15 protein-coding genes are annotated in these 12,532 nt (G+C 70.0%); 11 read left to right on the top strand and 4 right to left on the bottom strand.

Annotated features, from left to right (window positions below; all coding sequences use genetic code 11):
- Positions 1–13: 13 nt before the first annotated feature.
- A complete protein-coding gene (locus tag ACFUUZ_RS27295) occupies positions 14–520 on the bottom strand; it encodes a hypothetical protein (RefSeq protein WP_378701083.1) in 507 nt (168 codons plus the stop codon).
- Positions 521–1,083: 563 nt separating this feature from the next.
- Here ACFUUZ_RS27295 and ACFUUZ_RS27290 point away from each other — a divergent pair.
- From ACFUUZ_RS27290 to ACFUUZ_RS27275, 4 genes are all read left to right on the top strand, one after another.
- Positions 1,084–1,518 (top strand): 2-keto-3-deoxygluconate kinase, encoded by a 435-nt coding sequence (locus ACFUUZ_RS27290; protein WP_378701081.1) that lies wholly within the window; start codon positions 1,084–1,086, stop codon positions 1,516–1,518.
- Positions 1,519–1,881: 363 nt separating this feature from the next.
- A complete protein-coding gene (locus tag ACFUUZ_RS27285) occupies positions 1,882–2,715 on the top strand; it encodes a class I SAM-dependent methyltransferase (protein WP_378701079.1) in 834 nt (277 codons plus the stop codon).
- Positions 2,709–3,779 carry a hypothetical protein gene (locus tag ACFUUZ_RS27280; protein WP_378701077.1) on the top strand — a complete coding sequence of 357 codons (1,071 nt, stop codon included), beginning with the start codon at positions 2,709–2,711 and terminating at the stop codon, positions 3,777–3,779. The genes ACFUUZ_RS27285 and ACFUUZ_RS27280 overlap by 7 nt, the downstream gene beginning before the upstream one ends.
- Positions 3,676–4,077 carry a hypothetical protein gene (locus ACFUUZ_RS27275; protein ID WP_378701075.1) on the top strand — a complete coding sequence of 134 codons (402 nt, stop codon included), beginning with the start codon at positions 3,676–3,678 and terminating at the stop codon, positions 4,075–4,077. The genes ACFUUZ_RS27280 and ACFUUZ_RS27275 overlap by 104 nt, the downstream gene beginning before the upstream one ends.
- A gap of 156 nt (positions 4,078–4,233) precedes the next feature.
- Here the strand turns inward: ACFUUZ_RS27275 and trxA are convergent, their stop codons facing one another.
- On the bottom strand, positions 4,234–4,605 hold the full coding sequence (trxA, locus tag ACFUUZ_RS27270) for a thioredoxin (RefSeq protein WP_378701073.1): 372 nt from the start codon (positions 4,603–4,605) through the stop codon (positions 4,234–4,236).
- Between the two features lie 46 nt (positions 4,606–4,651).
- Positions 4,652–5,170, bottom strand: coding sequence for a 2'-5' RNA ligase family protein (locus tag ACFUUZ_RS27265; protein ID WP_378701071.1), 519 nt, complete (start codon positions 5,168–5,170; stop codon positions 4,652–4,654).
- 63 nt (positions 5,171–5,233) lie between these two features.
- Between ACFUUZ_RS27265 and ACFUUZ_RS27260 the strand changes: the two genes are divergently transcribed.
- The 4 genes from ACFUUZ_RS27260 to ACFUUZ_RS27245 all read left to right on the top strand — a co-directional run bounded on the left by ACFUUZ_RS27260 (position 5,234) and on the right by ACFUUZ_RS27245 (position 9,046).
- A complete protein-coding gene (locus ACFUUZ_RS27260; protein ID WP_378701069.1) occupies positions 5,234–6,316 on the top strand; it encodes an isocitrate/isopropylmalate dehydrogenase family protein in 1,083 nt (360 codons plus the stop codon).
- Positions 6,317–6,487: 171 nt separating this feature from the next.
- A complete protein-coding gene (locus ACFUUZ_RS27255; protein ID WP_378701067.1) occupies positions 6,488–7,357 on the top strand; it encodes an ABC transporter substrate-binding protein in 870 nt (289 codons plus the stop codon).
- Position 7,358: 1 nt separating this feature from the next.
- Positions 7,359–8,285 (top strand): amino acid ABC transporter permease, encoded by a 927-nt coding sequence (locus tag ACFUUZ_RS27250; protein ID WP_378701065.1) that lies wholly within the window; start codon positions 7,359–7,361, stop codon positions 8,283–8,285.
- Between the two features lie 8 nt (positions 8,286–8,293).
- A complete protein-coding gene (locus ACFUUZ_RS27245) occupies positions 8,294–9,046 on the top strand; it encodes an amino acid ABC transporter ATP-binding protein (protein WP_378701112.1) in 753 nt (250 codons plus the stop codon).
- 61 nt (positions 9,047–9,107) lie between these two features.
- On the opposite strand, the gene ACFUUZ_RS27240 is transcribed toward ACFUUZ_RS27245, so the two are convergent.
- On the bottom strand, positions 9,108–10,001 hold the full coding sequence (locus ACFUUZ_RS27240; protein WP_378701063.1) for a LysR family transcriptional regulator: 894 nt from the start codon (positions 9,999–10,001) through the stop codon (positions 9,108–9,110).
- Between the two features lie 70 nt (positions 10,002–10,071).
- On the opposite strand from ACFUUZ_RS27240, the gene ACFUUZ_RS27235 reads away from it, so the two are divergent.
- From ACFUUZ_RS27235 to ACFUUZ_RS27225, 3 genes are all read left to right on the top strand, one after another.
- Entirely contained in the window at positions 10,072–11,337 is a 1,266-nt protein-coding gene (locus ACFUUZ_RS27235; protein WP_378701061.1) for an FAD-binding oxidoreductase, read from the top strand.
- 63 nt (positions 11,338–11,400) lie between these two features.
- A complete protein-coding gene (locus ACFUUZ_RS27230) occupies positions 11,401–12,285 on the top strand; it encodes an SPFH domain-containing protein (RefSeq protein WP_378701060.1) in 885 nt (294 codons plus the stop codon).
- A gap of 12 nt (positions 12,286–12,297) precedes the next feature.
- Positions 12,298–12,498, top strand: coding sequence for a hypothetical protein (locus tag ACFUUZ_RS27225; RefSeq protein WP_378701058.1), 201 nt, complete (start codon positions 12,298–12,300; stop codon positions 12,496–12,498).
- The last annotated feature ends 34 nt before the right edge of the window (positions 12,499–12,532 follow it).

The raw sequence follows: 12,532 nt of genomic DNA, 5'->3' as shown, positions 1-12,532 counted from the left end.
GGGCCGGTCCGCGTCAGAACTCCAGCGCGCCCCGCGCGGGCCACGCGCCCTCGGCGCGGTGCTGCTGCACCACCCGGACCCAGACCTGCCAGGCCACCGTGCCCGCGGGCTGGTAGCGGTTGGTGTCCAGGTCCAAGGTGAGCTCGAAGTCCTCGTCCGGCTCGGGGGAGCGGCCGGTGCAGCGGGCGGCGACCAGGTAGCGGGCGGAGCGGTCGTCACCGTTGCCGAGCTCGTACTCGACCTGCCAGCGCACCGGGTGGATGCGGACGCCGCGCGGCTCCCTGCCCTCCGCGCCCGCCGCGCTGTAGTCGGCGGCCACCTCGTACTCGCCGAGCGCGGTGTACTCGTAGACCTCCCCGGTGCCGGAGTCGACCACGAACCGCACCGCCGCCGCGTCCTCGGGCAGGGGGGTGCAGACCCAGCCGCGTTCGAAGGGCACCGAGCGGAACTGCACCCCCGGGCCGAGGATCTCCGTCAGATGATGTTCGGCGCGCACCGTGTCGTCGGTCGGCTGGATCATGCTCGCTCTTCCCTTCCCCCGCTGCCGGGCCCGCGAAAGCGATTCGCGGACTTCTTCTTTCGGATCGGCGCCGGCTGCGCCGTCCGACATGGGTTTGGACGCGCGATCTGAACCTGGGGTTCCCCACTGTGACCGGGGCGACGTCGCGGGGGTTAGCGCATGAGTCGCCGGGCGAATCGGACCGCGGGGTACTCATGCGCCCCCGGCACCACCGCCCCCGCCCCGTGACCTCGCGCACAGCACCCGCCGTGAGCTGCGCGAACACTACTTCCCGGTAGCGCGGGAATCGGGTGTTAACGCGGTTGCCATCTCCGGGCGACATCCCTATTGTGAAAGCCGTGCCGTACCCCGCCCGCCACCGCGCCGCAGCGCTCGATATCGCAGACCGCGATCGCGCCGCGCGCATTCCGCTCACCGCGATGGTGGCGCGGCGACTTCTCGTAGTAGCTCGCCGTAGCGAGGTCTGATTCGGACCAGCCCCCTCGCTGCGGGCTTCCTCGAACGTTACTGCTGGTCACCCCTGTCCCATTCGGAAAAGACCCTCCGGGAAGACCAAATCTGCCATGACCATGTTGACGCTGGACATCGATACCTTCCGCACCGCCGCCCCCGCCGCCCTGCGGTCCGAGTGCGCCGGGCTCACCGACTCCGACTTCCAATCCCGCTACCTCGGCGAGGCGGGCCCGATCCGACTGGGCGACTGGTCGCCCGCGGACAGCCGCAGCGCCTGCTTCACCGCCACCCTCGAGTTCGCCGACCGGCTGCGCAGCGTGGTCGCCACCGGCAGCCCGGTGGCCGCCATGACCTCGGCGCTCTACACCGAGGGGTACCCCGTCGAGATCCTGCAGTTCCACCAGCGCCGCACCGCCGCCGGAACCGCGACCTTCGTCCGCTGTGAGCTGAACGGCCGCCGCGGCTGGGGCGCCGCGCTCGCCGACGACGGCCTGGAATCCACCGTCCGCGCCATGATCGCGGGCGTGAACGGGCTCGGTGCCTGACCGGCACCTCCCGAACGAATCGAGGGCCGCTCACGGATCGTGAGCGGCCCTCGTCGTCCGGGACAATCCGAATCAGGACAGCGCATCGGAGAATGCGCAGAGAATCGGTCGCCGGTCGAGGCGCGGTCGCATTTCCGTCTCTTGCCCGGCGCAGGCTGGATAGTTGATATCCCGAGCCGCAATGAGGTTATGAGTTGTTCCCCCTGAATTGATACCCCTGTCACGCCCCTACGTCGGGACCGGTCGGCCACAGAACTCCTGCTTTCCGTTGACAACCTCGAAGACCGATGATGATACTGGCATCGAGTTGATCGGTCTGCCGAGGCGAAAGCAATTGAATCTGCGGATATGACAAGAAGGAAAATGACAAACAGCCACCCCACCGTCGAGATCAGCAAAATGCCCCGCGGTGGCCCGGATGCATCGTGGATCAACCGCCGACTGCAAACAAAACGTCCGGAGATCACCGATCGCTACGATATCTCGGATAACATCAAGCAAAAGGTGATCGGGACCCTCGATCGTTTCGGTGAACGCTTCGGCCTCCATGCGTTGAACGCGCAGATGGTGCTGGCTCAGATCGAGGGGTTGGACAATCCCAGAATCCTGGAGATCGGCGCGGGTCACGGCGGCGTTTCGGCTGAGATCCTGCGTCTTCACCCCTCCGCCGAAGTGACCGTGAGCGACCTCGATCCGGGATCGGTGGCGAATATCGCCGCCGGTCCACTGGGCGAAGACCCGCGATGCACGGTCAAGGTGATCGATGCCACTGATATCGATGAACCGGAGAACAGCTTCGATCTCGTGGTATTCGCGGTCTCCATGCATCACCTTCCGCCCGGCGACGCTGTCAAGGTAATTGCCGATGCGACTCGTGTCGGTAAGAAGTTCCTGGTGATCGATTTGGAACGCTCCTCGACCCCGGGAATCCTGCTCGCTCCACTGCTGCTCATACCCACCGCGATCGCGGTGCTGATGGTCTCTCCGCCGTCGGCCGTACCTCTGTTCCTGCACGACTCGCTGATCGGAACACTCCGTGCCTACAGCCGAAGTGCTTTCTCGGCGCTCGGCGCCGCCGCAGATCCGGATATGATCATCGAGTTCCCGGCAGGCGGTCCCGAATTTCTGCCCTGGATTCCCATCGTGTTCACCAGAACCGACCGATCCAAGAATTCTCGGGACGAGGTGGAATGCTGAAAGCATCAGCGGCAACCGATCCGCGGGAAGAACAGTCACCGTTGACCGGTAGCGTCCAGATCAGGCCGCTGGCACCGAGCGAGATGTATTTCGCGCACGTCGAATATTACACCGGGAATGTCGCTCATCTATCCGCTCACCCCGATCTCGAAATCCTGACCAGGGCCTACGAGACATTGGTGAGCAACTATCCGGTCCTGAAGGGGCGGATCGAAGCGACTGCGACCGGTTACTCGCTCATGGCGGCGCGTGGAACCATGCCGCCGATTTCTGTCCTGGTCGGCGACCCGCGGCGGGCAGCCGGTACCACGACACTGCGTCAGAATCGCTCGGTGAGCGGGTTGGTCGTCGTGCGCGGCGTGGAGACCGCGAGCATCACCCTGTTCGTTCATCACAGCGTCGCCGATGGGCGGCACGGCCTGACGCTGTTCGGCGAGTTGTGGACGTACTACACCGAGATCGCCGCAGGGAGGCAGGTGGCGGAGCGGGTGCGTGACTACCCGCTGCCCGTCGAAGACCTGCTGCTCGCCCGTGGCATCGACAAGCTCGCCCCTGCCGAGTTCGCTGATCCACCGGTCTCCGGAACTCTCGGTGCACCGGGCCGCATCCCCGCCGGTGTCGGATCCATGACCGCAGGGGAACCGAACACGTCTGCACCGCAATTCGGACTGCTACCAGCAGACTGTTTCGAGTATCCGCAGCCGACACGCATCAGGTTGTCGACAGCTCAAACCGCCACGCTCGCAGCGCTGTGCCGCGAAGAGGTGGTGACGATCAACGGCCTGATCGGCGGAGCCATTCTGCTGGCCAGGGCCAGGATTCGGAATGCGAGGCTGTCCGAGCTGCTGTACTGCTACCCGGTTGATCTGCGTGACAGGGTGGTTCCGCCCATTGGGGGGGACCGAGGGAACCAACGTCGTCGGCACCGGTTTCTACCAGCCGGTCGACGACAACGCCGGGGTGCTCGACCTGGCCCGCGGGATCGGCGCGATGCTGGACGCCGGCCTCTCCGCGGGCATCATCCAGCAGGGACCGCTGCGGGCTGCCGAGACACCCATCGATAGCGAAGACACTCTCCTGCCACCCGGGATGGTCTTCGCCACCAATGTGGGAATTGTTCCCGTCCCGAGCACACCACCGGGACTGCGCATCACCGACTTCTGCATCACCATGGTCCACGATGCCGAGCGGGTTACAGCGCGAAAGTTGGGGGCGCTCGGTGACGGTGCCGTCTTCTTCTATACCTTCGACGGCCGGCTGAGTATCGAGGCTGCCGACAGTCCCGCTGTCATCGGTGAGATCGGCGCTACGTTGTACGCAACCATTCGCGCAGCGGAATCGAAGCTGAGTTCAGCCGGATGATCATCGGTGGTAGGCGCTCGAGATCGCTGACGAAAGGCGTGCCGCAGGGCCACTTCGAGTTGTGACCCCGCCACAGCCCGGGCGTTTCCGCTGCCCGGGCTGTGCACGAGCCCTGCTCGATGGACTGCCTACGTCGACCTACTCCGAACTGATCGGTTATTCCGCGGCGGGCTGCTGCTCGGCGAGCTGCTTGCGCACCTCGTCCATGTCCAGCGCCTTCACCTGGGAGACCAGGTCCTCCAGCGCGGCCGGGGGCAGCGCGCCGGGCTGCGCGAAGACCAGCACGCCCTCGCGGAACGCCATGATGGTCGGGATCGAGCGGATGTTGGCGGCGGCGGCGAGGCTCTGCTCGGCCTCGGTGTCCACCTTGCCGTGCACCACGTCGGGGTGCTTGTCGGCGGACGCCTCGAAGGTGGGCGCGAAGCTCTTGCACGGACCGCACCACGAGGCCCAGAAATCGACGAGTACCACGTCGTTCCCGGTCACAACCTCGTCGAAGTTCTGCTGGGTCAGCGTCTGGGTGGCCATGTCGTCCTCTCGTTGCGTGTGCCTGCTGTAACGCGGGCGTACCGACTTATCTTCCACGGACCGGCCACTCGCGGCGCCGATCGCCGTCCCATCGGCGAATACCCACGACCTCAGCCGGGGAATCACCGTCGGCCGCGACCAGCCCCGCCGCCGCGCCGAGCCGCTCCGGCGGAACCCGCTTCGCCAGCGTCACGTGCGGGGTCCAGGAATCGGGGGCGACGTGCTCGGGAACGCCGGGCGCGGCCCCGATCGCGGCGTGCACCGCGCGGTGCAGGTCGAGCAGCGCGCGGGTCGGGATCACCAGCCGGACCAGGACCAGCCGTTTCACGCCGAAGACCATGAGGCTGCCGACGGTGACCGGGAAGGGCTCGAACTTCAGCTCGAACAGCGCGGCCTCGGCCGCAGGCGGCAGCTCGGCGGCGACCGCGGCGGTGATGTGCGGCCGGTTCGAGGCACCGGTGTGCGCGGCCTGGCTGGGCAGCCCGGCCGCGGCGAGCGCCTGCCACTGCGCCCGCACCGCGGCCTCGGCCGCCGCGTCCAGCAGCAGTTCGACGGACTGCACCATGATCGTCCGACGGTAACCGACCCCGCGGTCCCGCGCGCCGGAACCGCGCGCCACGATGAACCGGTGAGCGGAAGCACGGAGGGCGGGCTGCGGCTCGGCGTACTGGACGGCGACGGCATCGGCCCGGAGGTGGTGGCGGCCACCACGGCGGTGGTCGACGCGGCGCTCGCCGCGGCGGGCGCGCCGCCGGTCGGGTGGGTGCCGCTGCCGTACGGGCGCGCCGCGCTGGACGAGTTCGGCGACGCGGTGCCGGAGCGGACGCTGCGCGAGCTGGAGCGGGTGGACGCCTGGATCCTCGGCCCGCACGACAATGCCTCCTACCCGGGCGGGCACGCCGACCCGCCGAGCGGGCGGATCCGCAGGCACTTCCGGCTCTTCGCGAACATCCGCCCGGCCAGGGCGTTCCCGGGCGTGCGCGCGGTGGCGCCCGATATCGACCTGGTGATCGTGCGGGAGAACACCGAGGGCTTCTACGCCGACCGGAACATGGCGATCGGGTCGGGGGAGTTCGCGCCGACGCCGGACGTCGCGCTCGCGGTCGCGGTGATCACCAGGGCGGGCAGCACCGCCATCGCGCACGAGGCGTTCCGGCTGGCCAGGGCCCGGCGCAACCGCCTCACCATCGTGCACAAGGCCAATGTGCTCCCGCTGACGATGGGGCTCTTCCGGTCGGTCTGCTACGCGGTCGCCGCCGAGTACCCGGAGGTGACGGTGGTGGACGAGCACGTCGACGCGGCCGCGGCGCACCTGGTTCGCGCCCCCGCCGACTACGACGTGCTGGTGACCGAGAACCTGTTCGGCGACATCCTCTCCGATCTGGCCGGTGAGCTGAGCGGATCGCTCGGCACCGCACCCTCGGTGAACTGCTCGGCGAGCCGGGCCATGGCGCAGGCGGTGCACGGCGCCGCACCGGACATCGCGGGCCGCGGCATCGCGAATCCGGTTGCGCTGCAGGGCAGTGCTGCGCTGTTGCTGCGCTGGCTCGGCGAGCGCGGCGGCGATCAACGGGTGCTGACGGCGGCGGCTGCGCTGGACCGCGCGCTCGGCGGGGTGCTCGCGGCGGGCATCGCCACCCCCGATCTCGGCGGCACCGCCACCACCAGCGAGTTCACCGCCGCGGTCGAACGGGCGCTCGGCTCGCCGTAATGCCGCGGGCGGACGTTACCCGGCATTAATGTTCGGTTACTGTGCCACCACGGACGGTGCCGGTCGCCTAGATTTGCCGAACGGGCGGTGCCGCCCGGATTGTGCGATGACGACGTGTGGAGGGCTGCTGTGGCTGTTCGATCGGTGCTTGGCAGGCGTGCCCTGCGGGTGATGTGTGTCCTGACCGGTGGCGCGCTCGTCCTGACCGGGTGCACCAGCAATACCGAGGACGCGGGCTCCGGGAACGAGGCGGAGAAGGTCCAGGTCGAGAAGGTCGACGCCATCGCCGCGCAGCTGCCGGACAAGCAGAAGCAGTCCGGCAAGCTGGTGATCGGGGTCAACGTGCCCTACCAGCCGAACGAGTACAAGGACGCCTCCGGCAAGATCGTCGGCTTCGACGTCGACCTGATGAACGCCGTGACCGGCGTCCTCGGCATCCAGCCCGAGTACGTGGAGTCCGCCTTCGAGAAGATCATCCCGGCCATCCAGGCGGGCACCTACGACGTCGGCATGTCCTCGATCACCGACTCCAAGGAGCGCGAGGAGCAGGTGGACTTCACCACCTACTTCAACGCGGGCATCCAGTGGGCGCAGCAGACCGGCAAGCCGGTCGACCCGGAGAACGCCTGCGGCAAGAAGGTCGCGGTGCAGGCCACCACCGTCGAGCACACCGACGAGGTGCCCGCCAAGAGCACCGCTTGCGTGGCCGCGGGCAAGCCCGCCATCGACATCCAGGCCTTCGACGAGCAGAGCCAGGCCACCAACGCGCTGGTGCTCGGGCAGGTGGACGCCATGTCCGCCGACTCGCCGGTCACCGCGTACGCCATCAAGCAGGGCGGCGGCAAGATCGAGTCCGCCGGGCCGGTGTTCGACTCCGCGCCGTACGGCTGGGCCGTGCCGAAGGGCTCGCCGCTGGCCGCGGCGCTGCAGAAGGCGGTGCAGCACCTGATCGACAACGGGCAGTACAGGACCATCACGGAGAACTGGGGTGTGCAGGACGGCGCCATCACCACCTCGGTGATCAACGGCGCGACCAGCTGAGATGGCGGTCGACACCGCCAAGCCGGAGAGCGCCGAACCGGAGCCGATCAAGGCGGTCCCGCTGCGCAGGCCCGGCCGCTGGATCGCGGCCGGGCTGATCCTGGCGCTGGTCGGGCTCTTCCTCTACGGCGCCGCCACCAACGAGGCATACCGCTGGGACACCTACTGGGCCTACCTGCGCGACGAGCGCATCGTCGCGGGCGCGGTGGTGACGCTCGAGCTCACCGTGCTCGCCATGCTGATCGCGGTGCTGCTCGGCACCGTCCTCGCGGTCATGCGGCTCTCGCCGAACCCGGTGCTGCGCGCCACCGCCTGGGTGTACCTGTGGATCTTCCGCGGCACCCCGGTCTTCGTGCAGCTGGTGTTCTGGGGGCTGGTTCCCTCGCTGTACCGGCAGGTCCAGCTCGGGGTGCCGTTCGGGCCGAGCTTCTTCGAGCTGGACGTGCAGGGGCTGCAGGCCGCGTTCGCCTTCGCGGTGATCGGGCTCGGGCTGAACGAGGCCGCGTACATGGCCGAGATCGTGCGCGCCGGGATCAACTCGGTGGGCGAGGGGCAGCGCGAGGCCTCGACGGCGCTCGGCATGTCCTGGAGCCAGACCATGCGCCGCACGGTGCTGCCGCAGGCCATGCGGGTGATCATCCCGCCCACCGGCAACGAGCTGATCGGCATGCTCAAGACCACCTCGCTGGTGACCGCGATCCCGCTCAGCACCGACCTCTACGGCCGGGCCAGGGACATCTACGGGGTGAACTTCCAGCCGATCCCGCTGCTGCTGGTGACCGCGACCTGGTACCTGGCGATCACCAGCGTGCTCATGGTCGGGCAGTTCTACCTGGAGCGGTACTACTCGCGCGGGGCCTCCCGCCAGCTCACCGCCAAGCAGCTGCGGGAGCTGGCCGACGCGCAGAAGGTGGTGGAGCCGCGGTGACCGAACCGATGATCCGGGCGGACCGGGTGTGCAAGAGCTTCGGCGCGCTCCGGGTGCTGCGCGGGGTCTCGCTGGAGGTGGCGCGCGGCGAGGTGCTCTGCCTGATCGGGCCGTCCGGATCCGGCAAGTCCACCTTCCTGCGCTGCATCAACCACCTGGAGCAGGTGAACGCGGGCAGGCTCTATGTGGACGGCGAGCTGGTCGGGTACCGGGAGAAGAACGGCAAGCTCTACGAGCTGCACCCACGGGTCGCGGCGAAGCAGCGCCGCGAGATCGGCATGGTGTTCCAGCACTTCAACCTGTTCCCGCACCGCACCGCGCTGGAGAACCTGATCGAGGCGCCCACCCAGGTGAAGCGGATCCGCAAGGCGGACGCGGTGGCGCGGGCCAAGGAGCTGCTGGACCGGGTCGGCATGGTGGAGAAGGCGAACGCCTACCCCGCCCAGCTCTCCGGCGGGCAGCAGCAGCGCGTCGCCATCGCGCGGGCGCTGGCCATGGACCTCAAGCTCATGCTCTTCGACGAGCCCACCTCCGCGCTCGACCCGGAGCTGGTCGGCGAGGTGCTGACCGTCATGCGCGAGCTGGCCGCCGACGGCATGACCATGGTGGTGGTGACGCACGAGATGGGCTTCGCCCGCGAGGTCGCCGACCAGCTGGTGTTCATGGACGGCGGGGTCGTGGTGGAGTCCGGGGCGCCGAAAGAGGTGCTGGCGGCGCCGAAACAGGAACGCACGCAGGCGTTCCTGTCCCGGCTGCTGTAACCCGACGCTGCCGCCCAGGCAGGGCGAACGCGCCCGTGCGGCGGGCGCGCCAGGGGGTGCTTCAGGCCGAAGCGAAAGCCGCGCGGAGTGCGCCGACCAAGGCCGTCGCCGCGGGGCCGCGGGAGTGCTCGGCGTTCCAGGCCAGGGCGAGGCGCCCGCGGATCTCGGGGACCAGGGGGATCGCGCGGACGCCGAAGGCAGCCGCCTCCTCGGGCCCGAGCCCGGGCACGACGGCGATTCCGAGCCCGCGCGCGGCGAGCCGCAGCAGCAGCGGGGGAGCGGCCGCCTCGAAGGCGACCTCGGCGCGGAACCCCGCCGCCGCGCACGCCGTCTCCAGCTCGGCCCTGACCCCGGTGCCGGTGGGCAGGCAGATCAGCGGTCGGCCGCGCAGCGCGCGCAGCTCCAGCGCCGCCCCGAATTCATCGGCGTCCGCAGGCACCGCCGCGACCACCGGGGTGTCCAGCACGATCTGCACCCCGAGCCGGGGGTCCGGCGGGTCGCTGGTGAGCGAGACCAGCGCGGCGTCCAGCTCTCCGCGCAGCACCGCCGCCAGCATCGCGGCGGAGGTGTCCTCGGTGAGGCCGATGGTGACACCGGGGTGCGCGGCGTGGAACCCGGCGAGCGCCTCCGCCACGTCGAACTCGTCCGCGGTGGCCCCGGTGACGAGCCCGATCCGCACCTGCCCACGCAGCAGCCCGGTGAACTCCTCCGCCACCCGCCCGGCTCGCTCCGCCGCGGCCAGCGCCGCCCTGGCGTGCGGCAGCACCGCCGCCCCCGCCTCGGTGAGCGCCACCCGCCTGCCCGTCCGGTGCAGCAGCGGCAGCCCGAGCTCCTTCTCCAGCTGCCGCAGCTGCGCGCTCAACCCCGGCTGGGTGACGTGCAGCCGCTCGGCGGCCCGGGTGAAGCCGCCCTCGTCGACGATCGCGACGAAGTAGCGCAGGTGGCGCAGTTCCATAATCGACGGTTATCCGATCTATCAGAACTATCTGTTTCACTTCTACTCTACGGCGCGCCAGGGTGGAGTCATGGAGAGTTTCCAGACCGCCTACGCCCACAACCCTGACCGGATCGTCACCCCGCGGACCGCGGGCGAGGTCGCCGCCGCCGTCCGGCACGCCACCGAGCGGGACCTGCCGATCGGCGTGCACGCCACCGGCCACGGCCTCTCGGTCCCGCTCGACAGCGGCGTGCTCATCGACACCTCCCACCTCGATGACCTGCGGATCGACCCGGAGACCCGCATCGCCCGCGTCGGGGCCGGCGTGCGCGCGGGCGCCCTGTTGCGGGCCGCGGCGGCGCACGGCCTCGCCCCGCTCACCGGCTCCTCGCCCTCGGTCAGCGTCGTCGGCTACCTGCTCGGCAGCGGCCTCGGGCTGCTCGCCAGGCGCTACGGCTACGCCGCCGACCGGGTGCGCGCCCTCGAGCTGGTCACCGCCGACGGTGCGCAGCGCAGGCTGGTACCCGGCGACGCGCTGTTCGGCGCGGTGCTCGGCACCGTCGGCAACTTCGGCGTGGTCACCGCCGTCGAGCTGGAGCTGCTCCCGGTGACCGCGATCTACGGCGGCCAGCTGGTCTTCGACGCCGAGCACACCGAACCGGTGCTGGACGCCTGGCGCGCCTGGGCCGCGACCACTCCTGACACCGTGACCTCCTCGGCCGGGCTGCTCACCTACCCCGACCTCGACCAGCTGCCGCCGCTCCTGCGCGGCCGCTCGGCGGTGATCCTGCGCTTCGCCGTCGACGGTACCGAGGCCGAGGGGGAGCGGCTGGTCGCCCCGCTGCGCGCGGTCGGCACGCCGGTCGCCGACGACCTGCGGGTCATGCCGTACGCGGAGTCCGGCAGCATCCACCGCGAACCGCCGGAGCCGCACGGCTACGCCGCCACCAACGCGCTGCTGTCGCACTTCGACGCCGCGGCCCAGCGCGCCCTGCTCGACGCGACCGGCCCCGAGGTCGTCGTCGACATCAGGCAGCTCGGCGGCGCGCTGCGCGAGCCGGGGGAATCCGGCGCCGCCATCGACTTCCGCGCGGCGGAGTTCCTGGTCCGGGTGATCACCGCCGCCGACGGCCGCGGCCGGGTCCCCGCGCTCGACGCCGTGCGCGCCGCACTGGCCCCCGTGACCGTGGGGCACCAGCTCGGCTTCCTCTACGGCGCCGCCGACGCGGCGGGCGAGGCGCAGACCAGGGCCGGTTTCACGCCCGCGACCTACGCCCGGCTGGCCGCGCTCAAGGCCGAGTACGACCCCGCCGCCCGCTTCCGCGCCACCCGCGCCATCGTGCCCGCGCACTGACCCTTCCGGCGAACCGCGCTCCCTGCTATCGTGGTGATATCACTTTGATACTGGGAGGATGTCATGGAGTTCCGACCCGCATGGCGCGTCAACGGATTCGCGGTTCTGGTGGCGTGGTTCGTGCTCACGCTCGGCTTCGGTGCGGCCGCCGCCTACGGCTTCGTGGTGGCGAGCCGCGACGGCAGCGCCCCTGCGCTGATCGCCGCGATCGCCGCCACCGTGCTCGCCGTCGTCGTGCTGATCCTGGCCACCGGCCTGACCGTGGTGAACCCGAACGAGGCGAAGATCGTCCAGTTCTTCGGCCGCTACATCGGCTCGGTCAGCGAGCCGGGGTTCTTCGCGGTGCTCCCGCTCACCGACCGCAAGGTCATCTCGCTGCGGGTGCGCAACTTCGAGACGCAGAAGCTGAAGGTCAACGACGCCGACGGCAGCCCGGTCGAGATCGCGGCGGTCGTGGTCTACCGGGTGGTGGACAGCTTCAAGGCGGCCTTCGCGGTGGACGACTACGAGGAGTACGTCGAGACCCAGTCCGAGGCGGCGGTCCGGCACCTGGCGACCACGCACCCGTACGACTCGCACGAGGACGGCGGCACCAGCCTGCGGGACGGCGCCGAGGTCGCCGAGGAGCTCACCGTCGAACTGCGCGAGCGCACCGGGCTGGCGGGCATCGAGGTGCTGGAGGCCAGGATCACGCACCTCGCCTACGCCCCGGAGATCGCCCAGGCCATGCTGGTGCGGCAGCAGGCCGCGCAGGTGGTGGCGGCGCGCACCAGGATCGTGGAGGGCGCGGTCGGGATGGTCGGGCTGGCGCTGGACCGGCTCAGCGAGCAGGGCGTCGTCGAGCTGGACGAGGAGCGCCGCGCCACCATGGTCTCCAACCTGCTGGTGGTGCTCTGCGGGGACCGGCCGACGCAGCCCGTGGTCAACGCGGGCTCGCTCTACGGCTGAGCGGGGGCCCGGATGGCAGAACGCAAGAAACTCCTGCTCCGCCTGGATCCGGCGGTGTACGACGCGATCGCCAGGTGGGCCGCCGACGACCTGCGCAGTGTGAACGCCCAGATGGAGTTCGCGCTCCGGCTCGCGCTCGACCAGGCGGGCCGGAATCCGAAACGCGGTCGGGTCGAACAGGATCCGGCCGGGGAGGCCGAATCGGAGCCGTGACGGTTCCGGGCAGCGGGGCGAGTGCCGGTGGCAC

The organism is Nocardia sp. NPDC057353 (assembly GCF_042667085.1).
Lineage (GTDB): Bacteria > Actinomycetota > Actinomycetes > Mycobacteriales > Mycobacteriaceae > Nocardia.
This window is presented reverse-complemented; position numbering and strand designations above follow the sequence as displayed.